Origin of the sequence: Tabrizicola sp. (assembly GCF_051645465.1) — a bacterium.
GTDB lineage: Bacteria > Pseudomonadota > Alphaproteobacteria > Rhodobacterales > Rhodobacteraceae > Tabrizicola.
Genome location: NZ_JBOFBI010000010.1, coordinates 11,945 through 33,176 on the forward strand (window position 1 = coordinate 11,945; position 21,232 = coordinate 33,176).

Below are 21,232 nucleotides of genomic sequence, written 5' to 3' on the forward strand. Positions count from 1 at the left end.
CCCTAAACCATCCAACAAAAGGGGAAACCAAGGATGAAAAGACTACTTCTCGCAACTACCCTCGTGGCCGCCTCTGGCGCAGCCTTCGCACAGGACGTCGTGCGCTTGGGGACCGAGGGCGCTTACCCTCCCTACAACTTCATCAACGACGCCGGTGAAGTCGCGGGCTTTGAACGCGAGCTCGGCGACGAGCTTTGCAAGCGCGCGGGCCTGACCTGCGAATGGGTGACGAACGACTGGGACTCGATCATCCCGAACCTGCAGTCCGGGAACTACGATGTCATCATCGCGGGGATGTCGATCACGGAAGAGCGTGAGCAAGTCATCAACTTCAGCCAGGGCTACCTGCGCCCAGCCGCCTCGGCCTATCTGGCGCTCAGCGCCGATGCTGACCTCATGTCCGGCCCGGTTGCCGCGCAGACCGCGACCATCCAGGCCGCCTTCGTCGCTGAAAACGGCATGCAGGTCGTCGAATACGCGACCCCGGAAGAAACCGTCGCCGCCGTGAAGAACGGCGAAGCGGTCGCGGTTCTGGCTGACAAGGACTACCTCAAGCCCATCGCCGATGAATCGGGCGGCACGCTCGTGCTTCTGGAGAAGGAAGAGCAGATCGGCGGCGGCGTGGGCCTTGGCTTCCGCGACAGCGATGCTGAGCTGTTGGGCAAATTCGACGCGGCAATCAAGTCGATGAAATGCGATGGCACGCTCGACGCGATGATCGTGAAGCCGGAGTACTTCGGGCCGGACACCGATCTGGACTGGGGCGAGGCTGCCAAGGAAGGCTGCTGATCCAACCGGCTGGGGCGGCACACCGCCCGCCCCAGCCTGACCCCGAGTTTTCGCAGAAAACTCGTGCTTCCCACCGGAACGAGTTTTCGACGAAAACTCGAATCCCCGCCCCGGACCTATAATGTTCGAAGCCTGTGCCGATCCGAAGTCCATCGAAGGCCTGACCTGGGCCTTTTGCTATCTCACCTCGGCCAAGCATGTCGATTTCTACTGGTCCTTCCTGACCGTGCTGGCCCTTCTGGCGATCACCGCGCCCGCCGCCTTGGGCATGGGCTTCATGGGCGCCACTGCGGCGCGCTCACACATCGCGCCGGTCAGCTGGATCGGCAAGCTGTACATCTGGATGGTCAGGGGCATCCCCGACATCATCTTCTTCCTCTTCTTCGTCATCGCGCTCGACCAGGGGATCGAATACCTCAAGAACCTCTTCGTGTGCGAAGACGGCGCCTGGCCCTGGCAGGGGCTGGAGTTCCGCGTCTGCCAGGCGGCCAAGGTACCGCTCGGCAGCTCCTCGGCGGTCTGGCACCAGGCCTATGGCTTCGGCCTCGCCGTCATCACCTTCGCCATCGTCTTCGGCGCCTTCGCCGCGAACTGCATCTACGGCGCAATGCAGGCCGTACCCCGCGCGCAACTCGAAACCGCCGAAGCCTACGGGATGAGCCGCCGCCAGGTCTTCCGCCGGATCCTGGTGCCGCAGATGTGGGTCTATGCGCTGCCGGGCCTTGGGAACCTCTGGATGATCCTGATCAAGGCCACGCCGCTTCTGTTCCTCCTTGGCGTCAAGGACATCGTCTACTACGCCCGCGAGCTTGGCGGCTCCAAGACCCAGGCCTACGAATACCCGCATGGTGACTGGCGGCTTTGGTACTTCCTGGGGCTTCTGGTCTTCTACCTCGTCTTCACCCGGATATCCGAGATCGGCATCGCCCGGCTTAGCGCCAGGCTCAGCCATGGCCAGGCCACGGCGGGCGGCGAAGCGCTGCGGAGGACAGCGGCATGAGCGCGCAAAAGTTTTCGAAAACTTTTGCAAATTCCTGCGAAGGAATTTGGCCCGCGCGGGGAGCAGACGCATGAGCATGACCTGCTGGGAAACCATCCAGGCTTACGGCCTCCGCTCGATCGGTATCGGCGAAAACCTTCTGCCGAGGTCAGACTTCACCCTTTGCCAGCAGTTCACGCTGATCGGCTCGGGCATGATCTGGAACCTTTACTTCGGCGTCCTCGCCCTGGCCTTCGGCTTCTTCCTGGCGAATGCCATCGCGCTGGCGAAATCCGCCCGCAATCCGCTGATCCGCAAGCCGGCCGAATGGTTCGTCTTCGTCTTCCGGGGCTCGCCCCTCTTCATCCAGTTCTTCCTGGCCTACGAGGCACTTGTCCTCCTTCCCAAGACCGGGATCGAAATCTTCGGCCTCACCATCGAGACCGCCTGGACCACCCGCGCCTGGGCGGGCGCGCTGTTCGTCCTCTTCCTCAACACCGCCGCCTATTCGGCCGAGATCTTCCACGGCGCAAAGAAGTCGATCCCCAAAGGTGATCTGGAGGCCGCCGAAGCCTACGGACTGACCGGCTGGAAGAAGTTCATCCGCATCGAATGGCCCACCATGCTCCGGCTCGGCTGGCCCGCCTACACGAACGAAGCGATCTTCCTGTTTCACGCAACGACGCTCGTGTACTTCTCGGGCTTCCCGGCCTTCGCCCAGAAGGGCGACGCGCTCTATTACGCGAACTACTTCGCCGACAAGACCTTCAACCCCTTCGTCCCCTATCCCATCGTCGCCTTCTACTTCATCTGCCTCACGCTTCTCGTCACCTTCCTTTACGGCCGGGTAAACCGCAGGTTGAACCGCCATCTGCCCTCGAACGAGAAAAGCAGAATCCGCTTGCGTCCGCAGCTGATCCGGTAGTAGGCTTTTTTGATCAAATTATCCGGGCACCCGCCCGGGCCCGCTGTATGCGCCAAGTTGATGGCCCGGCGGGGAGGAGATCGAAACCAGGGGAAGGACCAAGGGCATGGTCCGAACCGGCGCATTAGGGCGGCCTTCGGGCTCGCGGGCGCGGGGTCCGTGCCTTTCCTGATTGATATGACGATGAAAGATTACCTGCGCAAGCATCCCGACGTGCGGACCATTCGTGTGGCCGCCGCCGATCTGAACGGCCAGGCGCGCGGCAAGCGCGTTCCCGCCCGTTTCGCCGAAAAAGTCGTGAAGGACGGAACCCGCTTTCCGTTCTCGGTCCTCAACCTCGACATCTGGGGTGAGGATATCGATGACAGCCCGCTCGTCTTTGAACAGGGCGATGCCGACGGCGTCCTGAAACCCACCGAACGCGGCTTCATGCCGATGCCCTGGCTTGAGGCACCGACAGCCCTTCTGCCGATCTGGATGTTTCGCGAAAACGGTCAGCCCTACGAAGGCGACCCCCGCCACGCGCTTCGTGCCGTCGTCGACCGCTTCAAGGCAAAAGGCCTGACCCCGGTCTGCGCGATGGAGCTGGAGTTCTTCCTGATCGACGACTCCGGCAAGACCATGCAGGTCCCCGCCAGCCCTCGTTCCGGCAAGCGGCGCAAGGCGGCCGAGACGCTCTCGATCCGCGCGCTCGATGCCTTCGACACCTTCTTCACCGACCTCTACGACGCCTGCGAGGCGATGGACATCCCCGCCGACACCACCACGTCCGAGACGGGCCTCGGGCAGTTCGAGGTGAACCTGATGCACTCGGACGATGCCTTGCGCGCGGCCGATGACGCCTGGCTTTTCAAGATGCTGGTCAAGGGCCTGGCCCGCCGCCACGGCTTTGCCGCCAGCTTCATGGCCAAGCCATACATGGAATACTCCGGCTCGGGCCTCCACACTCATTTTTCGGTCCTGGACGACAAGGGCGACAACATCTTCGACAGCGGCGGCCCGAAAGGCACCGCGGCGCTCCGCTACGCTGTTGCGGGCTGCCTCGCCGCGATGCATGATAGCACGCTTCTTTTCGCGCCGCACCTGAACAGCTACGACCGTCTGGTTCCCGACAAGCATGCCCCCACCGCGATCAGCTGGGGCTACGAGAACCGCACCGCAGCCATCCGCATCCCGGCCGGCAACCCCGAGGCCCGGCGCATCGAACACCGCGTTGCGGGGGGCGACGTGAACCCCTACCTGATGCTCGCCGCCATCCTCGGCGCTGCCTTGATGGGGATAGAAGACGAAGTGGAACCGCCGCCCGCCGTCAACGGCAATGCCTACGCGATGGACCTGCCGCAGATCCCCGAAACCTGGGATGCCGCGATCGACGCGTTCGAGAACAGCGACATCCTCTACCGCTTCCTGCCCAAGGAACTGATCCGCAATCTGGTGCAGACCAAGCGGCAGGAACTACACTACATCGCCGAGCTTTCCCCGGAAGAAAGGGTTGAGCTTTACCTCGACACCGTCTGACCGCTCCTCGTTCGACTTCGTCTCCTCGTCGCAGGTCGTCCGCGAGGAGGAGTCGAAGACGAACGACGAGCCCCCCTGAGTTCCCTCTTGACCAGCCCCCTGCCCTGCACCCAACTTACGGAAAGCCACAGGATATCCAGATGCAGATCGGCATCCTCCAGACCGGCGAAAGCCCCGACGCCCTTCGCGCCGACATGGGCGACTACCCGGACTTCTTCGAAACCCTGCTCGCAGACCGCGGCCTGACTTTCCGCCGCTACGCCGTTCTGCGGAACGAGTTCCCCAAGGATGTCCACGACTGCGAAGGCTGGCTGATCACCGGCTCGCGCTTCGGCGCTTACGAGCCGCATCCCTGGATCCCGCCGCTTGAGGACTTCATCCGCAAGTCCTATGCCGAACATGTCCCCGTCGTCGGCGTCTGTTTCGGCCATCAGATCATCGCCCAGGCGATGGGCGGCAAGGTCGAGAAGTACCAGGGCGGCTGGACCGTCGGCCCGACCGAGTACGACTTCGGCGGCGAGAAGGTGACGCTGAACGCCTGGCATCAGGACCAGGTCGTGGAAAAGCCCGAAGGCGCCAAAGTCGTGGCGACCACCGATTTCTGCGAAAACGCAGCCCTTCTCTACGATGACCGCATGTTCTCGGTGCAGCCCCACCCCGAGTTCCGCAAGGAGTTCATCGAGGGTCTGATCAAGTACCGGGGGCCGGGTCTGGTCCCTGACCCCATCCTTGCCGAAGCGACCAAACGCATCGACACACCCCTCGACAGCCCCTCCATGGCCGACCGGATCGCCCAGTTCTTTCTGACACGACCTACGAAAACTGGGGCCGAGAAGCTCCGCGCCTGAACCCTCGGCCGCGGGGGCCACCCCCAACTCACGTGTGACATATGTCCAAATGGACCGACCAGCTGCCCGAGGCAGCGCTGAACTACATCGGCAACCGCCGGGTGGACGAAGTGGAGTGCGTCATCGGCGATATCGCCGGGGTGGCGCGCGGCAAGGCGATGCCCGCAGCGAAATTCGGCAAGCAGACCAGCTACTTCCTGCCAAACTCGATCTTCCTGCAGACGATCACCGGCGAATGGGCCGACAACCCCTTCGACGCCTTCACCGAACCCGACATGATCCTGGAACCCGACTGGTCCACCGCCACCGCCGCGCCGTGGACCGCCGATATCACGCTGCAGGTCATCCACGACGCGAAGGACCAGGAGGGCAACCTCGTCCCCTTCTCGCCCCGCAACGTGCTCCGCCGCATCGTCGATCTTTACGCGGCCCAGGGCTGGAAACCCGTCGTCGCGCCCGAGATGGAGTTTTTCCTCACCGCCCGCAACATCGACCCGAACCAGCCGGTGATCCCGCCGATGGGCCGCTCGGGCCGCCGGGCCGCAGGCAAGCAGGCCTACAGCCTTTCCGCCATCGACGAATACGGCAAGGTCATCGACGACATCTACGACTTCGCCGAAGCGCAGGGGATGGAGATCGACGGCATCCTGCAGGAAGGCGGCGCGGGCCAGATCGAGCTCAACCTCGCCCACGGCGACCCCGTGCGCCTGGCCGATGAGGTCTTCTTCTTCAAGCGCCTGATCCGCGAGGCGGCGCTGCGCCACGACTGTTTCGCCACCTTCATGGCCAAACCCATCGCAGGCGAGCCGGGCAGCGCCATGCACATCCACACTTCGGTGGTCGATACCAAGACCGGCAAGAACATCTTCGCGGGTCCGAAGGGCGTCGAGACCGAAGCCTTCATGAACTTCATCGGCGGCCTCCAGAAACACCTCGGCGCCGCCGTCGCGCTTTTTGCGCCTTACGTGAACAGCTACCGCCGCTACGTGCCGGACTTCGCCGCCCCCATCAACCTCGAATGGGGCCGCGACAACCGGACGACGGGCCTTCGCATCCCGATCTCCAGCTCTGCCGCCCGCCGGGTGGAAAACCGCCTGCCCGGCATGGACTGCAACCCCTATCTCGGCATCGCCTCGACCCTCGCCTGCGGCTACCTCGGCCTCATGAACAAGACCGAGGCGCGCCCCGAATTCTCGGGTTCGGCCTATATCGACAGCGACGAAATCCCCGCGAACCTTGGCGATGCGCTGGACCTTCTGGAGGACGACAAGGCCCTGCACGAGGTGCTGGGGGTCGAGTTCATCAAGGTCTACGACTCGGTGAAACGCAACGAATACAAAGAGTTCCTGCAGGTGATCAGCCCGTGGGAACGTGAGCATCTCCTTTTGAACGTCTGATGCGCCTGAACCTTCTGCACGCCAACGACCGGCGCGGCGAGTACCCCGCCAGCTACTATGCCGCGGCTGCAGCACCGATCGACCGGTTCCCGATCCTGAAGGGCCAGCACCGCGCCGATGTCTGCGTGGTCGGCGGCGGCTACACTGGCCTTTCCGCGGCGCTCCACCTGGCCCAGAAGGGCTATGACGTGATCCTGGTCGAGGCTCACCGCATCGGCTTCGGCGCCTCTGGTCGCAACGGCGGGCAGCTCGGCAGCGGCCAGCGGCAGGACCAGGTGTGGCTCGAGAAGACGATCGGAAACGAAAACGCCCACCGCCTCTGGGATCTTGCGGAAGAGGCCAAGGCCCTCGTCAAATCGCTGATCACGGATCATGCGATGCCCGTCACCTTCCACCCCGGCATTGCGCACGCCTGCCGGTCGGAAGCCGAGGTCCGCGATGCCCATGCCTATGCCGAAAAGCTCCGCCGCGACTACGGCTATACCCATGTCGAACCCCTCGACCGCACCGCCATCCGCCGCCTGATCGGCTCGACCGAGTATGTCGGCGGCGAGATCGACCGCGACGCGGGGCACCTCCACCCGTTGAACTACGCGATCGGCCTTGCGCAGGCTGCGGCCAAAGCAGGCGTCCGCATCCATGAGATGAGCGAGGTCCACCGCGTCGAACCTGGCCCGAAACCCGTGGTCCGCACGCCCTCGGGCCATGTCGACTGTGCCACCGTGATCCTTGCGGGCAACGGCTACCTTGGCCAGCTTTCGCCAAAGGTCGCGGCGAAAGTCATGCCGATCAACAACTTCATCGTGGCGACCGAACCCTTGGGCGAGGCGGCGAAGGACATCCTGTCCGAACCCGTCGCCGTCGCCGACAGCCGCTTTGTCGTCAACTACTGGCGGCTTTCCGAGGACAACCGCCTCCTCTTCGGCGGCGGCGAAAGCTACGGCTACCGCTTCCCCGATATCATCAAGACCGTGTCGAAGCCCATGCTTCAGGTCTATCCGCAGCTCGCAAAGACCCGGATCGACTACGCCTGGGGCGGCACGCTTGCGATCACCGTGAACCGGATGCCATGCTTCGCGCGGCCCGGCCAGAACGTCTTCTCGGTCTCCGGCTATTCCGGCCACGGCGTGGCGATGGCCACGCTTGCGGGCAAGCTCATGGCCGAAGCGACCGCAGGCCAGGCCGAACGCTTCGACCTGATGGCCTCGCTCCCCCAAACCCGCTTCCCCGGCGGCGTCGCGCTCCGCTGGCCGCTTCTGGTCCTCGCGATGACCTGGTACTCGATGCGCGACCGGCTGGGTGTCTGAACCGTCGGTAACGGGGGTTTCACACCCCCGCACCCCCGTGGGATATTTGGAGACAAAGAATGATGCCGGATCTCGGTATTCTTCGTCCTCAAATATCCTCGGGGGGTCCGGGGGGCGAAGCGCCCCCGGGGTCGCCACCTCTCGACTCGTCAGGCACCAGGCGCCATATCTGTCCCATGTCGCTTCCCAACGGATTCCTCGACGAGCTTCGCACCCGTGTGACCCTTTCCTCGATCGTCGGGAAGAAGGTCACCTGGGACATGCGCAAGTCGAACCTGGCCAAGGGCGATTTCTGGGCGCCCTGTCCCTTCCACCAGGAGAAATCGGCCAGCTTCCACGTCGACGACCGCAAGGGCTATTACTACTGCTTCGGCTGCCACGCCAAAGGCGACGCGCTGACTTTCGTGAAGGAAACCGGCAACCTTTCCTTCATGGAGGCCGTCGAGTCCCTGGCGCGCGAGGCCGGGATGCAGATGCCCGCTCGCGACCCGCAGGCAGCGGAACGGGCCGACCGGCGGACACTTCTGACGCAGGTGATGGAAGAGACGGTCAAGTTCTACCGCCTGCAGCTCAAGACCTCTGCCGGTGCCGAGGCCCGCACGTATCTCGGCCAAAAGCGCCGCCTCAGTGAAGCCGCCTGGGACCGCTGGGAAATCGGCTGGGCACCGGACAGCCGCCACGCGCTGAAGGACGCGCTGGCGGCAAAGGGCATCGCGCCCGACCTCATGGTCGATAGCGGGGTCATCGCCAAAGCCGATGACGGCAGCCTCTACGACCGCTTCCGCGGCCGCATCATCTTTCCGATCCGCGACGCGCGGGGCCGGGCGATCAGCCTTGGCGGGCGCAGCCTCGACCCCAATGCCCGCGCGAAGTACCTCAACGGCCCCGAGACCGATCTCTTCGACAAGGGCCGCAACCTTTTCAACCACGCGTCCGCGCGTGAGGCCGCGGGCAAGGGCAAGCCGCTCATCGTCGCCGAGGGCTACATGGACGTCATCGCACTTTCCGAAGCCGGGTTCACCGCGGCTGTCGCCCCCTTGGGCACCGCCGTCACCGAAGACCAGCTCCGCCTGATCTGGCGCATCGCGGACGAACCCATCGTCGCGCTCGATGGTGACACCGCCGGCACCCGCGCCGCGCAGCGGGTGATCGACCTGTCGCTGCCAATGCTCGAAGCCGGAAAGGCGCTGCGTTTCGCCATCCTCCCCGGTGGCATGGACCCCGACGACCTGATCAAGGCCGAGGGCGCTCCCGCGATGCAGGCCATCCTCGATGCCGCCAGGCCCATGGTGAGCCTCCTCTGGCAGCGCGAGACCGAGGGCCGCAGCTTCGACAGCCCCGAACGCCGCGCGAGCCTCGACAAGACGCTCCGCGCCCATCTGGCCCGGATCACCGACCCCTCGATCCGCAGCCACTACGCCGACGAGATGAAGCGCCTCCGGATGGAGCTTTTCGGCACCGGCTCCCCGCAATACCGCCCCTTCCAGCCCGGCCCCTTCCGCGGCCGGGGCAAATACGCCCCCCCAAGTGGCGCGCTTGCCTCCACACGCTCCTCGCTCCTCGCCCAAGGCTCGGGGCCGGTGGAAGAGCTCCTGCGCGAGGCCGTGGTCCTCGCTACCCTCATCCTCCACCCCGCCCTCATCCGCCGCTTCGAGTCTGCGCTGGAACGGCTGGACCTGACCGGCGACGATCACGAAACCCTTCGCCAGATGATCATTGCCGGGGCCGACCTGCCCGACCTCCACGCCAAAATCCGGGACTCCGCCCCTGCAGCCCTTGACGCACTCCTCAAGCGACCCCATGTCGCCATCGCACCCCCGGTCCGCCATACATCGGATGATGAGCTCGCCGCCCTCTGCCTGGCCGAGGAGCTGGCCAAGCTTGAGGCCCGCAGAGGGGCGCGCCGTGAAATCGAAGACGCGATGGAGGATATGGACGGCCTGCCCGACGAAGGCCTGACTTGGCGCCTCTCCCAGGCCGCCGAAGCGCGGCACCGGTCGGAGAAAAGCGGCCAATCCGGCAGCGCAGACCTCGGCGAAGACCGCGCCGCACTGTCAAGACATCTGCAAGACCTCATCGATAGCCAGGTCTGGGTCAAGAAAAACCGCTGATTCGGCCTTTCCCTCGGGCTGATTCGCGTTATTGATTCGATAAGCCGAGCCCCGATTCGCCCCAAAGGAGCACTCATGGCCCTCAAGGACACCGACGAAGCCAAGCCGGAAACCGAAGACGCCGATGTCTCGCTCGACATGAGCCAGGCTGCGGTCAAGAAAATGATCGCCGACGCGAAGGAGCGCGGCTACATCACCTATGACCAGCTGAACGCCGTCCTGCCCCCCGAACAGGTCTCGTCCGAGCAGATCGAGGACGTGATGTCGATGCTTTCCGAAATGGGCATCAACATCATCGAGGACGACGAGGTCGAAGAAGGCGAAGCCCCCGCGGGTGAGCTGGTGGAGACCTCCACCAGCCGTGAGATCGCGGGTGCCGGCACGACCTCCGAACCCCTTGACCGCACCGATGACCCGGTCCGGATGTACCTGCGCGAGATGGGGTCGGTCGAACTCCTCAGCCGCGAAGGCGAAATCGCCATCGCCAAGCGGATCGAGGCCGGCCGCAACACGATGATCGCCGGGCTTTGCGAAAGCCCGCTGACCTTCAAGGCCATCATCATCTGGCGCGACGAACTTCTGAACGAAGACATCCTTCTGCGCGACGTCATCGACCTTGAGGCCACGTTCGGCCGCAGCCTCGATGGCGAGGAAGACCTGGACGGCCCGCCTCTCGACGAAGTGGGCGTTGGCGAAGCCCCCCGCCGTCCGGCTGGCACTGCCGAGCCCGAGCTTGATGCCGACGGCAATCCGATCATGGCCGAGATCGACGAGGACGAGGATGACGAAGCCTCGAACATGTCGCTGGCCGCCATGGAAGCCGCGCTGAAGCCACGCGTCCTCGAGACGCTCGACCTCATCGCCCGCGACTACGACAAGCTCGCCGACATGCAGCAATCGCGGATGACCGCGACGCTTTCGTCCAGCCAGCGCTTTTCGACTTCGGACGAGGCCGCCTACCAGAAGCTCCGCTCGGAAATCGTGCTGCTGGTGAACGAGCTGCACCTGAACAACAGCCGGATCGAAGCGCTGATCGACCAGCTTTACGGCATCAACAAAAGCATCATGACGATCAACTCCGGCATGGTCCGGCTCGCCGATGGCGCGCGGATCAACCGGCAGGAGTTCATCCAGGAATACCAGGGGTACGAGCTTGACCCGACCTGGCTTGACCGCATGGCCCAGAAAGCCGGGCGCGGCTGGCAGGCGCTGATCGAACGCTCACGCGACAAGGTCGAAGAGCTGCGGGCAGACATGGCCCGGGTCGGCCAGTATGTCGGCGTCGACATCTCCGAATTCCGCCGGATCGTGAACCAGGTCCAGAAGGGCGAGAAAGAGGCGCGTCAGGCCAAGAAGGAAATGGTCGAGGCGAACCTGCGTCTGGTGATCTCGATTGCCAAGAAATACACCAATCGCGGCCTGCAATTCCTTGATCTCATTCAGGAAGGCAACATCGGCCTGATGAAGGCCGTCGACAAGTTCGAATACCGCCGGGGTTACAAGTTCTCGACTTATGCAACGTGGTGGATCCGTCAGGCGATTACCCGGTCGATTGCCGACCAGGCGAGGACGATCCGCATTCCGGTCCACATGATCGAGACGATCAACAAACTGGTGCGGACGGGCCGCCAGATGCTCCACGAAATCGGCCGCGAACCGACGCCGGAAGAGCTGGCCGAAAAGCTGCAGATGCCGCTGGAGAAGGTCCGCAAGGTGATGAAGATCGCCAAGGAACCGATCTCGCTGGAGACGCCGATTGGCGACGAGGAAGACAGCCAGCTTGGCGACTTCATCGAAGACAAGAACGCGATTTTGCCTTTGGATTCAGCCATTCAGGAGAACCTGAAGGAAACCACCACCCGCGTGCTGGCCAGCCTCACCCCCCGCGAAGAACGGGTCCTGCGGATGCGCTTCGGCATCGGCATGAACACCGACCACACGCTTGAGGAAGTGGGCCAGCAGTTCAGCGTCACGCGGGAGCGTATCCGGCAGATCGAAGCGAAGGCGCTAAGGAAGCTGAAGCATCCGAGCAGAAGCAGGAAGCTGCGGAGTTTCCTGGATCAGTGAGACCGAAGCCGGTCGACGTCCCGCCGAAGTATGCTGCTTTGGCTATGCTCGCGCTAGCGCCTTTGGTGCTGATTTCGGGTCGCGTCGTTCACTTCTTGCCAGCCGAATGGTGGCTTAGGGACGCTTTCGTTCCGGCCGTAGTTCTGGCGTCCATAATTCCAGGCTTCGTCCTCGTTCGGCACATGGGACGGACCTACGAGGCACCGGACGAGGTCGCAAAGTCCTCCGATCGGACGATTTTGCCTACAATTCTTGCTCTCATTGGAGGTGCAATCTTCATCTATTTCACGATCTACATTACGGTTCCCGCGGCTGCAGCGTTGGTGTTCGGCGGGCCAACCACCCATCAGGTTACGACTTGGAACATCGGCGGCACCATGGATCGGGCACGACGAGGGTGCCGATATCCCTCCATGATTGCCGACCGACCATCCTCTCTCACTGAGTTCCTATGCTTTGACAGCGCAGAGGACCGACGCCGTTCTCGCGCGTTTGAGGGGAGGCGCACCATCAACGACGTTAACGGCTGGGGCAACAGCTTCGGCATCTACTACACCTCCACAGATCCCGTCGGCCCTGCCAACCCATAGCGTGTTCTGCGACGCACCACTCCCGGGCGACTAGACCAATGGGCGACCGCCGCCTTGCCCCTCTTCGCACCGTTTCGCCAAGTCACCGCCTGCCTCTCGCGCAAATCCGCCTGTCCCGTCCGCCCACCAGCGGAATCGGTTGGCCCTGCGCCCGACCCGCACAAGGATCGCTGTGTCGCCTCGACACAGGAGTCACCCTTGCCCCCGCCCCCCCGGATCGAGCTTCGGGTCCTGACCATGGCCAACGCGACCGAGCGTCATGCTCGGATGCGCGCTACGATCGCGGCTGCCCCCAGCGTCGCCGCCCTTCCGTGGGACTTCTTCCACGCCGTCCAGCATGACGAGATCGGTCTTGCCTACGATGACCCCACCGCCGTCCTCCACCGTGGCCGTACGCTCTCGGCACCCGAGCTTAGTTGCTATGCCAGCCACGTCGCGATCTGGCGGGCCTTCTTGGCCTCGGACAGCGCCGACTATCTGCTCGTCTGCGAAGATGACGTCTACATCGACCCCTCGTTCGACATGGCCACCGCCGCCCGGCTGATGGCAACGACCGGGATCGACTACCTGCGCCTTTACGGCCGCGCCATCGTGCCCGCCCGGCTTTTGCTTTACTGGACGCGGTTCCAGCTCCTGCGCTTTCCGTGGTCGCCCGGCGGCACGCAGTGCTACATGCTCAGCCGCACCGGCGCGCAGCGGCTGGTCGATCATGTCGCAGCACTTCCTGGAATCCTGCGCCCCATCGACAATGAGATGGACCGCTCCTTCGCCACGAGGCTCCCGGTCTATGCCCTGCACCCCTGGCCCGTTCTGGAACACAACGCCGCAACCACGATCCACGCCGACCACCAGGTGCGCGAGCGTCAGGAGATCCAGCGCGCCCTGGAACGCGCCCGCCCGCAAACGCTGGTGTTCCGGGTCGGCTCCCGCCTTGACCGGCTCAGCGAACGGCTGGCGCGGCGGCGTCAGGACCGCGCACTGGCAAAGCAGGACGCCGAGATCGCCCAACGTGCGCTGGCCCTCTTCGCCTCACCCGGCTTCAAAAGGTTCCAGGCAGACCAAGCCCCGTCTTTGCCGGGCGAGAACGCCAGCGAAAGACGGGCCGCCTCTTAATCCTCCAGCACGAAGGTCACCATCATGTTGACCTGCCAGCTGACGATCTTGTCGCCCTTCACCGCGACCTTGTGCTCTTTCACCCAGGCGCCCGAGACCCCGCGCAGGGTCTTGGTCGCGCGGGAAATCCCGGTGGCGACCGCATCCTCGAAGCTTTTCGTCGAGGTCGAGGAAATCTCCGTCACGCGTGCAACGCTCATGGCTAGCCTCCCTTGCAATGCCTCCCGAAAGCCGGGTCCGCATCCGAACCAGCCTAGGCCTGCGCCGCCCTCGGTGCCACGGCGAAAAATGCGGTCCGCAGGCTTCCGCCGAGCCCGCCCCGGCGTCGGCATGTCGCGGGTCAGGATTGCAACCCTGGCGATAAACTATTACTATATCAAGTGCTTAACACAAATCACCAAATACCAACTCGCCACAGGGCCATAAATTCGCCCCTTTCTTTGGCATCGTATCTGCTAACATAATGAACAAATTGCGCGACCGGGGAGAGAACAGCTCTCAGCCGAGTACAAGCTTAAGAGGTTAACATGCGTATTCAATCTTCACTCCGCCTAGGCGTAGCGATTGCCGCCCTTTTCTGGGCTACCAGCCTTAGCGCCGAAACCGGGCCCAAGATCAAACTCGTCTCGAAAGAGGGCGGCATAACCATCGAGGGCGAATTCATCGCGATTGATGGCGGCAATTACGTTATCGGAACCAGCATAGGCGAGATGCGTGTCCCGATGGCCAGCGTCGATTGCGTTGGCGAATGCCCGGATCTGACCGCCGCACCCGCAGCAGAACCAGAACCTGCTGCCCCGGCCACCACCGAGGCCGCCACCGCTGAACCGGCAGCCCCTGCGGAAACCGCCCCGGTTGCCGCCGCCGAACCCGCCGCGCCAGTGGCAGCCGAAGAACCGGCACCCGAGGCTGTTGCCGCGGTTCCCGATGCCCCGGCCGACAGGAAATTCGGCATCCACGGCTCGCGCACGCTTGGGACCAACCTCATGCCGAACCTGATCAAGGCCTACGCGGCCAAGATCGGTGCCACTTACGAGATGTTCGATGACAACCCGAAGGAACGCATCGTCCGCCTCACCGCCGCCGATGGCAGCGTGATCGCGCAGATCGATTTGCAGACCAAAGGCTCGGGCACCGCATTTCCAGGCCTTGGCGAAGGGCTTGCCGACATCGGCATGGCTGACCGCCGGATGAACGACAAAGATCTCGAGAAGCTCGGCACGCTTGGCGAACTTCGCGATACGACGAGCGAAATCACCCTTGGCCGTGACGGCATCGTCACGATGGTGCACCCGTCGAACCCGCTCCAGAACATCTCCTTCGAAGAGCTTTCGCGCATCTTCTCAGGCGAAGCCACCAACTGGCGCGACTTTGGCGGCCCCGACCTGCCGATCGTCCTGCACTCGTTCCCTGATGGCTCTGGTGACCGGTCGATCTTCCTGAGCCGCGCGGTCGAACCGTTCGGCAAGATGGAATCCGAGGCCGCGGTCGAGCATGAGGAATATGCCGACATCCGCAACGCCGTAGCCGCCGACCCCGCCGCCATCGGCTTTCTCGGCCGGTCCTTCATCACCGACGAGGTTAAGGTGCTGCCGATCCGCGAACAGTGTGGCCTTGTCTCGGAGCCCACGAACTTCCGCATGAAGACCGAAGGCTACGCGATGTCGCGGCGGATCTACCTTTATCGCCAGCCCGGCACGATCAACCCGGTCGCGCAGGACCTTCTGGACTTCGCCATGACGCCCGAGGGCCAGCAGGTCATTGTCGGCAGCAACTTTGTCGACAACGAGCTTGAGACCCTGCGCCTTTCGGACATGGCCACCGAACTCGACTTCGCCAAAACCGAAGAAGATTTCCGCCCCGATGTCTTCGATGCGCTCCTGACCGACCTCGGCCAGGCCGAACGGCTTAGCATCGCCTTCCGCTTCCCGTTCTCCAAGGCGACGCTTGATCCCCTGTCCCAACGCTCGGTCCAGGAGTTCGCCGCAAAGCTCCAGTCCGGCGCCTTCGATGGCAAGGAAATCCTGGTTGTGGGCTTTGCGGACGCGGTCGGCAGCTTCGGGCAGAACCAGCGCCTTGCGCTTGCGCGCGCGGCCACGGTGGCCGACATGATCAGCCTCAAGATCGGCGCCGACGATGCCAAGCGGTTCGGGCTCAAGCCGTTGTCCTTCGGCGAGCTTCTGCCCTATCTCTGCAACGAAGACGAATTCGGCCGCGACGCCAACCGCCGCGTCGAGATCTGGATACGCTAGAGCGTGTCCGACAAAAGCGGAATCCGGTTTTGACGAAAGACACGCGACCACTAAGAATCTAGGCGACTTGCATTCCGGTTTTCCGGACCTTGTGCCCTCTCCTTCGCGGCATCACACTTGCGGCGAAGGAGTATAGCCATGCGCCATCTCGCCTTGCTTGTGACCCTGCTTGCCGCCGCTCCGGCCCATGCCGCGTGCAAGGCCGATCTTGAGGTCTTCTCCTGCAAGATCGGCAAGAAGACCGTCGAAGTCTGCTACTGGAAGGACAACCTGACCTACAGTTACGGAACCGCCAGCAAAACCGAGATGTTCCTTACCAATGGCATCTTCACGCCTTGGCCAGGCATCGGCAGTTCTATCTGGCAAAGCGTGGCCTTCAGCAACAAAGGCTACACTTACGAGGTCTGGAGTTCGGTCGAACGCAATCCCGCGACGACGAAAGGCGTTCAAGCCGGTGTCAATGTGTTGAAGGGCGGCAACTTGCAGGCTCAGCTGAACTGCACCCCCGGGACCTTGCGCGAGAACTTCGACCTCATTCCTTACTGATTGACGGACATCCGGTTTGCACCTGCGCCGGAGCCACCAGACCCAAGCCTTCAATTGCCAAACCGGACAGGTCACCCCTCGGCGGGCTGCGCAAGGCCATCCCAGTCCGATCCCATCGCCAGAATGCAGGCCATCCCATCCGCATAGCTCTGCACCAGCGTCCAGTCGCCCGAGGGCCTGGTCCACACCTCGAGCAACGCTTCGCTGTCGCGAAGACCCGCGCCCGCGACCTTCGCGCCCTCCAGCCGTGCCAGCAGCTCGGCCCTCGGCACGCAGATCACCTCGGCAATCGGGCTTTCGGCCACCACAGGGGTCGCAACACTGACTGCAAGGGCAGAGAAAAGAATGAGTCGCAGGGCCATACATGGAATCGTAACACAGATATGACGATCTCAACCCCTAAATCTTGTGGTCAGTCAGCCCCGTCCTCCACAAAAGGCCAGACCGGGTACTGCAGCCCCCGCGCAAGCAGAATATCCCGAAGCCGCATCGCCTCGGCGCGCATCCGGCCCGACCAGGCCAGCATATCGGTGTTCCGCACGCCCCCCGCGTCGAACTCGGCGAACCTTTCGTCCAGCTTCCGGCGCTTCTTGTCGGGGTCCTGCGAATTGGCATGCCCGCGGCTCCGCTTCTCGGCGAACTCTTCGGCCGACTTGACCGCATAGTGATGGAGCGCCGCCACCCGCACATCCGGCGCACGCACCGCCGTCAGCCCGGCAAACTCCGCCTCCACGCCCGAGGGCATGACATAGCGCCCCGCCACCGGGGCCACCCGATGAATGCCCGTCCCCGACAGAGCCTGCCGCCGTCCGATCGCCTTTACCGTCCGGTTCTCTGCCGCCCCGGCGGGCAGCGCATCGGTGAACCGCTCGACCACCGGCACCGGCCGATACCGCTCGGCGCCGCCACTCCCGAAGACCACCCAGTTCACCGCAATCGCGCTTACCCCCGCGTCGAACCGCTCCAGGAACGTGCCGATACTGTCGTCCTCGCGCAAAAGCAGGAACTCATCGGCATCGAAAAAGGCCAGCCAGTCGACACCGGCGTTCTTCCGGGCATGCTCATAGGCCAGCCGCTGTGGCCGCGAGCCCACCGCGTGCGGCCAGTCCAGATGGACCAACTCCCCCGCCTCGTCCAGCGCCCGCAGCACCTCGCCCGTCCCGTCGGTGCTCTCGTTGTCGTAGATCAGGAAATCGGTGAACCCCAGCGCCTTGTAATGCGCAAGCCATTCTACAACCGACCGGATTTCGTTCCGGACAATCCCGCAGAGTGCGATGCTTTCCCTTGCCATGGCCCACATCTATCCCCCGCCCGCGCCCCGGATCAAGCGGGGCCTGAGTCTCCTCCGCCACAGTGCAGCCCCCATATTCTGGGCCGCAAATAAGCCCCTTCCCCAGATGCAAGACCTTCCCCTATAGTCTGTAGCAGGAACCGGGGGAAACACCCGGCCTTGAGGCAGGAAGTACACCAACAGCAAGGAGGGGGCCGATGCGCTGCCCATTCTGCGGCAACATCGACACGCAAGTGAAGGATTCGCGGCCAGCGGAGGATCACGTCTCGATCCGCCGTCGCCGCTTCTGCCCGGCCTGCGGCGGTCGGTTCACCACTTACGAACGTGTCCAGCTGCGCGATCTCGTCGTCATCAAATCATCGGGCAAGCGTGAGGATTTCGATCGATCCAAGCTTGAACGCTCGATCCGCATCGCGATGCAGAAGCGCCCGATCGACCCCGAGCGCATCGACCAGATGATCTCCGGCATCGTCCGGCGGCTGGAAAGTCTGGGCGATACCGACATCTCGTCGAAGGTCATCGGCGAGATCGTGATGGAAAGCCTGGCACGCATCGACACCGTGGCCTATGTCCGTTTCGCGAGCGTTTACAAGAACTTCCAGACGGCGGACGACTTCGATGGCTTCGTCTCCGAACTCCGGCCCGGAGCCGCCGGCGAAGAGTGACCGACACCGAACACATGGCCCACGCCCTGCGCCTTGCCGCGCGGGGCTTGGGAAATGTCTGGCCCAACCCCGCCGTCGGTTGCGTCATTGTCCGTGACGGCCTCGTGGTCGGCCGCGGCTGGACCCAACCGGGAGGCCGCCCCCACGCCGAAGTCCGCGCTCTGGAGCAGGCTGGGCCCCTCGCCGAAGGAGCCACCGCCTACGTCACCCTGGAACCCTGCGCCCACCACGGCCAGACGCCCCCCTGCGCCGAGGCCCTGATCGCCGCCAAAGTCTCCCGCGTGGTCACCGCCCTCACCGACCCCGACCCCCGCGTCTCCGGCCGCGGCCACGCCCTACTCCGCGCCGCCGGGATCGAAGTGACGGAAGGCATCCTCACCCCCGAAGCCACCCGCCTGAACGCGGGCTTCCTGAAACGGGTCACCCAGGGCATCCCCTTCGTCACCCTGAAACTCGCCGCCTCTCTCGACGGCCGCACCGCCACGGCATCGGGCGAAAGCCGCTGGATCACCGGCCCCGAGGCCCGCCGCAAGGTCCACACCCTCCGCCTCTCCCATGACGCCGTCATGGTCGGCTCCGGCACCGCCCTCGCCGACGACCCCGACCTCTCCGTCCGCGACATGGGCGCGCAACGACAACCCGTCCGCATCCTCCTAGACCGCCAACTCAAACACTCCCCCGAAAGCCGCCTCGGCCGCACCGCCCGCGAGCACCCCGTCTGGCTCCTCCACAGCCCCTCCGCATCCGCCGAGGACCGCAAAGCCTGGGCTGCCACCGGCGCCACCCTTATCGAAACACCCGAAACCGACGGCCACCTCGACCCGAAACTCGCCCTCTCAACGCTCGCGCAAAAAGGCCTCACCCGCATCCTCAGCGAAGGCGGCAGCACCCTCGCCGCCGCGCTGATCAAGGCGGGGCTGGTGGACGAACTGGCGTTGTTCAGCGGCGGAGTATTGATCGGGGCCGAGGGGCATCCAGCCCTGGGGTCGCTTGGATTGGAAGCGTTGGCCGCCGCCCCCCGCCCCACCTTGCGTGAGGTGCTCACCCTCGGCCCCGACAGCTTTTCGCTATGGAGCCTGGGCGGCTGAATCCGACTGGCTATGCTTCCGCCAACCGACGTCGGGGCCGGCCGTCACCGCATTTAGCTGCAGGCGCGCTCACTCAGCCCGCAAGTAATTCTCGACCACCTCGCGCGGGTCGTCGCCCGGCGCTACATCGCCACTGTAAAGCGCCCGCAAAAGCTTGAAGTCGTTTTCATATCGGACGGGATACGTATTCTTGTTATCATACGTAAAGAACTCCGAGCCCTGCGAGTCATTCAACAACCCCAGCGCCTGGGTTATCTCTTCGTGAATGCAGCCCTCCAGAATTTCCGGAGTGTTGTCCCGGTCGATGACAACCGCGCCCACAACCATTGCCTCGTCCTTCGAGAAGCTCTTGTAATGGCAGCTGCCCGTCCTTTGCGCAAAGCCGCGCTGCTGGGTTCCACTGCTCTCGATGATCGCGCCAAACAGCACACCGTCTTCAATGCCTGAAATATGAATGAAGATGTCCGCATTCACTTGATGAACAGACTTGTTCGCCTCATCAAAGATAGCCATCAGCCCGGTCTTCTTGCCAGCGCTTTCACTGTCGGCAATCTTGAACAGCATCTTCCCGAAGAGCGATCCCTGAATGACGCCAAGATCGAAATACTCTACCTCTGCGAAGCCAGGAAAGCCGGGCACGTTGGCACGTATCAGCTCGATCTCGGCATCGATCAGGTTGCGGAACGGCTCATCGCGGTAGATGACGGCAATCTTCGGGGGGTATGTCCACTTTCTGACCGTTCCCTTCGTCGATCCGACGATCTCGACGATCTGATCCTCGATAGGTTTCTTCTTCTCTTCGGCGAGCGCGGTCGACGGCTGCATGCAGGCCAGTGTGACCACCAAAGCAGACAGCCAGGAAGTGGTCTGGCCCAGCTTGCTACCGAACTTCGTCATTGACACTCTCTCCTGGATTTCGATGACCCTGCCTGTGCGTCCAGCCGAGGCGCCGCTGCCGATGTGACCGCCCTGGGGATGTCACCCCGCCGCCACATGGTTAAAGGCACTCCGCCTCACACCCGATAAGCCAAGGGGACGCCAGAAAGTGGCTCAAAAGAAGACAGAAAGAAGACGGAAAGAAGATTGTTGACCAATTCGCAACTCACCCCAACCGCCGCAGCAGTCCCAACCCCTTGGAATCCCTCACCAACTCCCCACCGACGCCATACTCGCCCACGGCTCAGCCGAGGCCTTCGCGGCCCCCCGCTGCAGCAGCTCCACCGACACGTTGTCCGGAGACCGCACAAACGCCATCCGCCCATCCCGCGGCGGCCGGTTGATCAGCACCCCATGCTTCTGCAGATGGGCACACAACGCATAGATATCGTCCACCTCATACGCGAGATGCCCGAAGTGCCGGCTGTCCGACGGCAACCCGTTGTCCCCGTCCCAGTTGTACGTCAGCTCCACCGGGCAATCCTCCTGGCCAGGAGGCGCCATGAACACCAGCGTGAACCGCCCCTGCTCGCTCTCATGCCGCCGCACCTCCTTCAGCCCCAGCAGCCGATAGAACGCCATCGACTTCTCCAGATCCTTCACGCGCACCATCGTGTGCAGATACCGTATGCCCATCATATCCTCCATTGATCCATTCATCTTGCGGTATCGCCCCCACAAACCGCAAGCTATAGTCGCCCCCGACTCACACATGAGGCCCCGAAATGCCCCTCACCCCCGACCAACAAGCCGAAATCGAGGCCGCAAGGGCCACCCCCCTCCCCACCCTCCGCGCCGTCAGCGAAGGGA

The 21,232-nt window shown here is 63.7% G+C and carries 19 protein-coding genes; 14 read left to right on the plus strand and 5 right to left on the minus strand.

The window, feature by feature from the left end:
• The first annotated feature begins 33 nt into the window (after window positions 1-33).
• The 10 genes from ACRCSW_RS00655 (at window position 34) to ACRCSW_RS00700 (ending at window position 13,644) form a co-directional block, all read left to right on the plus strand.
• Window positions 34-789, plus strand: a complete 756-nt coding sequence (locus tag ACRCSW_RS00655; protein WP_438702071.1) for a transporter substrate-binding domain-containing protein — start codon at window positions 34-36, stop codon at window positions 787-789.
• A gap of 121 nt (window positions 790-910) precedes the next feature.
• A complete protein-coding gene (locus ACRCSW_RS00660; protein WP_438702072.1) occupies window positions 911-1,789 on the plus strand; it encodes an ABC transporter permease in 879 nt (292 codons plus the stop codon).
• Window positions 1,790-1,865: 76 nt separating this feature from the next.
• Window positions 1,866-2,693: an ABC transporter permease gene (locus tag ACRCSW_RS00665; RefSeq protein WP_438702086.1), complete on the plus strand. Its 828-nt coding sequence runs from the start codon at window positions 1,866-1,868 to the stop codon at window positions 2,691-2,693.
• Between the two features lie 183 nt (window positions 2,694-2,876).
• On the plus strand, window positions 2,877-4,211 hold the full coding sequence (locus tag ACRCSW_RS00670; protein WP_438702073.1) for a glutamine synthetase family protein: 1,335 nt from the start codon (window positions 2,877-2,879) through the stop codon (window positions 4,209-4,211).
• A 140-nt stretch (window positions 4,212-4,351) separates the two neighbouring features.
• Complete coding sequence (locus ACRCSW_RS00675) at window positions 4,352-5,059, plus strand: type 1 glutamine amidotransferase (RefSeq protein ID WP_438702074.1); 708 nt, start codon at window positions 4,352-4,354, stop codon at window positions 5,057-5,059.
• 41 nt (window positions 5,060-5,100) lie between these two features.
• The gene (locus tag ACRCSW_RS00680) at window positions 5,101-6,456 is read left to right on the plus strand and encodes a glutamine synthetase family protein (protein ID WP_438702075.1); all 1,356 of its coding nucleotides are present in this window, start codon (window positions 5,101-5,103) and stop codon (window positions 6,454-6,456) included.
• 5 nt (window positions 6,457-6,461) lie between these two features.
• The gene (locus ACRCSW_RS00685) at window positions 6,462-7,763 is read left to right on the plus strand and encodes an NAD(P)/FAD-dependent oxidoreductase (protein ID WP_438702087.1); all 1,302 of its coding nucleotides are present in this window, start codon (window positions 6,462-6,464) and stop codon (window positions 7,761-7,763) included.
• A gap of 176 nt (window positions 7,764-7,939) precedes the next feature.
• Window positions 7,940-9,874, plus strand: coding sequence for a DNA primase (dnaG, locus tag ACRCSW_RS00690; protein ID WP_438702076.1), 1,935 nt, complete (start codon window positions 7,940-7,942; stop codon window positions 9,872-9,874).
• A 75-nt stretch (window positions 9,875-9,949) separates the two neighbouring features.
• Window positions 9,950-11,941, plus strand: a complete 1,992-nt coding sequence (gene rpoD / locus ACRCSW_RS00695) for an RNA polymerase sigma factor RpoD (RefSeq protein ID WP_438702077.1) — start codon at window positions 9,950-9,952, stop codon at window positions 11,939-11,941.
• A 788-nt stretch (window positions 11,942-12,729) separates the two neighbouring features.
• Window positions 12,730-13,644: a glycosyltransferase family 25 protein gene (locus tag ACRCSW_RS00700; RefSeq protein ID WP_438702078.1), complete on the plus strand. Its 915-nt coding sequence runs from the start codon at window positions 12,730-12,732 to the stop codon at window positions 13,642-13,644.
• Here the strand turns inward: ACRCSW_RS00700 and ACRCSW_RS00705 are convergent.
• Window positions 13,641-13,844 carry a dodecin family protein gene (locus ACRCSW_RS00705; RefSeq protein WP_438702079.1) on the minus strand — a complete coding sequence of 68 codons (204 nt, stop codon included), beginning with the start codon at window positions 13,842-13,844 and terminating at the stop codon, window positions 13,641-13,643. The two genes, ACRCSW_RS00700 and ACRCSW_RS00705, sit on opposite strands and share 4 nt — an antisense overlap.
• A 327-nt stretch (window positions 13,845-14,171) precedes the next feature.
• Here ACRCSW_RS00705 and ACRCSW_RS00710 point away from each other — a divergent pair, with 327 nt between their 5' ends.
• Entirely contained in the window at window positions 14,172-15,896 is a 1,725-nt protein-coding gene (locus tag ACRCSW_RS00710; RefSeq protein ID WP_438702080.1) for a phosphate ABC transporter substrate-binding/OmpA family protein, read from the plus strand.
• A 138-nt stretch (window positions 15,897-16,034) separates the two neighbouring features.
• A complete protein-coding gene (locus ACRCSW_RS00715; protein WP_438702081.1) occupies window positions 16,035-16,442 on the plus strand; it encodes a hypothetical protein in 408 nt (135 codons plus the stop codon).
• Window positions 16,443-16,513: 71 nt separating this feature from the next.
• On the opposite strand, the gene ACRCSW_RS00720 is transcribed toward ACRCSW_RS00715, so the two are convergent.
• Window positions 16,514-16,804, minus strand: a complete 291-nt coding sequence (locus tag ACRCSW_RS00720; protein ID WP_438702082.1) for a hypothetical protein — start codon at window positions 16,802-16,804, stop codon at window positions 16,514-16,516.
• A gap of 50 nt (window positions 16,805-16,854) precedes the next feature.
• On the minus strand, window positions 16,855-17,733 hold the full coding sequence (locus ACRCSW_RS00725; protein ID WP_438702083.1) for a glycosyltransferase family 2 protein: 879 nt from the start codon (window positions 17,731-17,733) through the stop codon (window positions 16,855-16,857).
• 197 nt (window positions 17,734-17,930) lie between these two features.
• On the opposite strand from ACRCSW_RS00725, the gene nrdR reads away from it, so the two are divergent.
• Window positions 17,931-18,398, plus strand: a complete 468-nt coding sequence (gene nrdR, locus ACRCSW_RS00730; RefSeq protein WP_128514091.1) for a transcriptional regulator NrdR — start codon at window positions 17,931-17,933, stop codon at window positions 18,396-18,398.
• The gene (ribD, locus tag ACRCSW_RS00735) at window positions 18,395-19,486 is read left to right on the plus strand and encodes a bifunctional diaminohydroxyphosphoribosylaminopyrimidine deaminase/5-amino-6-(5-phosphoribosylamino)uracil reductase RibD (protein ID WP_438702084.1); all 1,092 of its coding nucleotides are present in this window, start codon (window positions 18,395-18,397) and stop codon (window positions 19,484-19,486) included. The genes nrdR and ribD overlap by 4 nt, the downstream gene beginning before the upstream one ends.
• A 69-nt stretch (window positions 19,487-19,555) precedes the next feature.
• On the opposite strand, the gene ACRCSW_RS00740 is transcribed toward ribD, so the two are convergent.
• Both ACRCSW_RS00740 and ACRCSW_RS00745 read right to left on the minus strand, forming a co-directional pair.
• A complete protein-coding gene (locus ACRCSW_RS00740; RefSeq protein ID WP_438702085.1) occupies window positions 19,556-20,383 on the minus strand; it encodes a DUF2927 domain-containing protein in 828 nt (275 codons plus the stop codon).
• A gap of 246 nt (window positions 20,384-20,629) precedes the next feature.
• Window positions 20,630-21,058 carry a VOC family protein gene (locus tag ACRCSW_RS00745; protein ID WP_438702088.1) on the minus strand — a complete coding sequence of 143 codons (429 nt, stop codon included), beginning with the start codon at window positions 21,056-21,058 and terminating at the stop codon, window positions 20,630-20,632.
• Window positions 21,059-21,232 lie beyond the last annotated feature (174 nt).

Bases quoted from the DNA above. Each gene is read 5' to 3' on its own strand.
- ACRCSW_RS00655 (WP_438702071.1), top strand. From the start codon at position 34: ATGAAAAGACTACTTCTCGCAACTACCCTCGTGGCCGCCTCTGGCGCA.
- ACRCSW_RS00660 (WP_438702072.1), top strand. From the start codon at position 911: ATGTTCGAAGCCTGTGCCGATCCGAAGTCCATCGAAGGCCTGACCTGG.
- rpoD (WP_438702077.1), top strand. From the start codon at position 9,950: ATGGCCCTCAAGGACACCGACGAAGCCAAGCCGGAAACCGAAGACGCC.
- ACRCSW_RS00715 (WP_438702081.1), top strand. From the start codon at position 16,035: ATGCGCCATCTCGCCTTGCTTGTGACCCTGCTTGCCGCCGCTCCGGCC.
- ACRCSW_RS00680 (WP_438702075.1), top strand. From the start codon at position 5,101: ATGTCCAAATGGACCGACCAGCTGCCCGAGGCAGCGCTGAACTACATC.
- ACRCSW_RS00710 (WP_438702080.1), top strand. From the start codon at position 14,172: ATGCGTATTCAATCTTCACTCCGCCTAGGCGTAGCGATTGCCGCCCTT.
- ACRCSW_RS00720 (WP_438702082.1), bottom strand. From the start codon at position 16,804: ATGGCCCTGCGACTCATTCTTTTCTCTGCCCTTGCAGTCAGTGTTGCG.
- ACRCSW_RS00670 (WP_438702073.1), top strand. From the start codon at position 2,877: ATGAAAGATTACCTGCGCAAGCATCCCGACGTGCGGACCATTCGTGTG.
- ACRCSW_RS00665 (WP_438702086.1), top strand. From the start codon at position 1,866: ATGACCTGCTGGGAAACCATCCAGGCTTACGGCCTCCGCTCGATCGGT.
- nrdR (WP_128514091.1), top strand. From the start codon at position 17,931: ATGCGCTGCCCATTCTGCGGCAACATCGACACGCAAGTGAAGGATTCG.
- ACRCSW_RS00705 (WP_438702079.1), bottom strand. From the start codon at position 13,844: ATGAGCGTTGCACGCGTGACGGAGATTTCCTCGACCTCGACGAAAAGC.
- dnaG (WP_438702076.1), top strand. From the start codon at position 7,940: ATGTCGCTTCCCAACGGATTCCTCGACGAGCTTCGCACCCGTGTGACC.
- ACRCSW_RS00675 (WP_438702074.1), top strand. From the start codon at position 4,352: ATGCAGATCGGCATCCTCCAGACCGGCGAAAGCCCCGACGCCCTTCGC.
- ACRCSW_RS00745 (WP_438702088.1), bottom strand. From the start codon at position 21,058: ATGGGCATACGGTATCTGCACACGATGGTGCGCGTGAAGGATCTGGAG.
- ACRCSW_RS00740 (WP_438702085.1), bottom strand. From the start codon at position 20,383: ATGACGAAGTTCGGTAGCAAGCTGGGCCAGACCACTTCCTGGCTGTCT.
- ACRCSW_RS00725 (WP_438702083.1), bottom strand. From the start codon at position 17,733: ATGGCAAGGGAAAGCATCGCACTCTGCGGGATTGTCCGGAACGAAATC.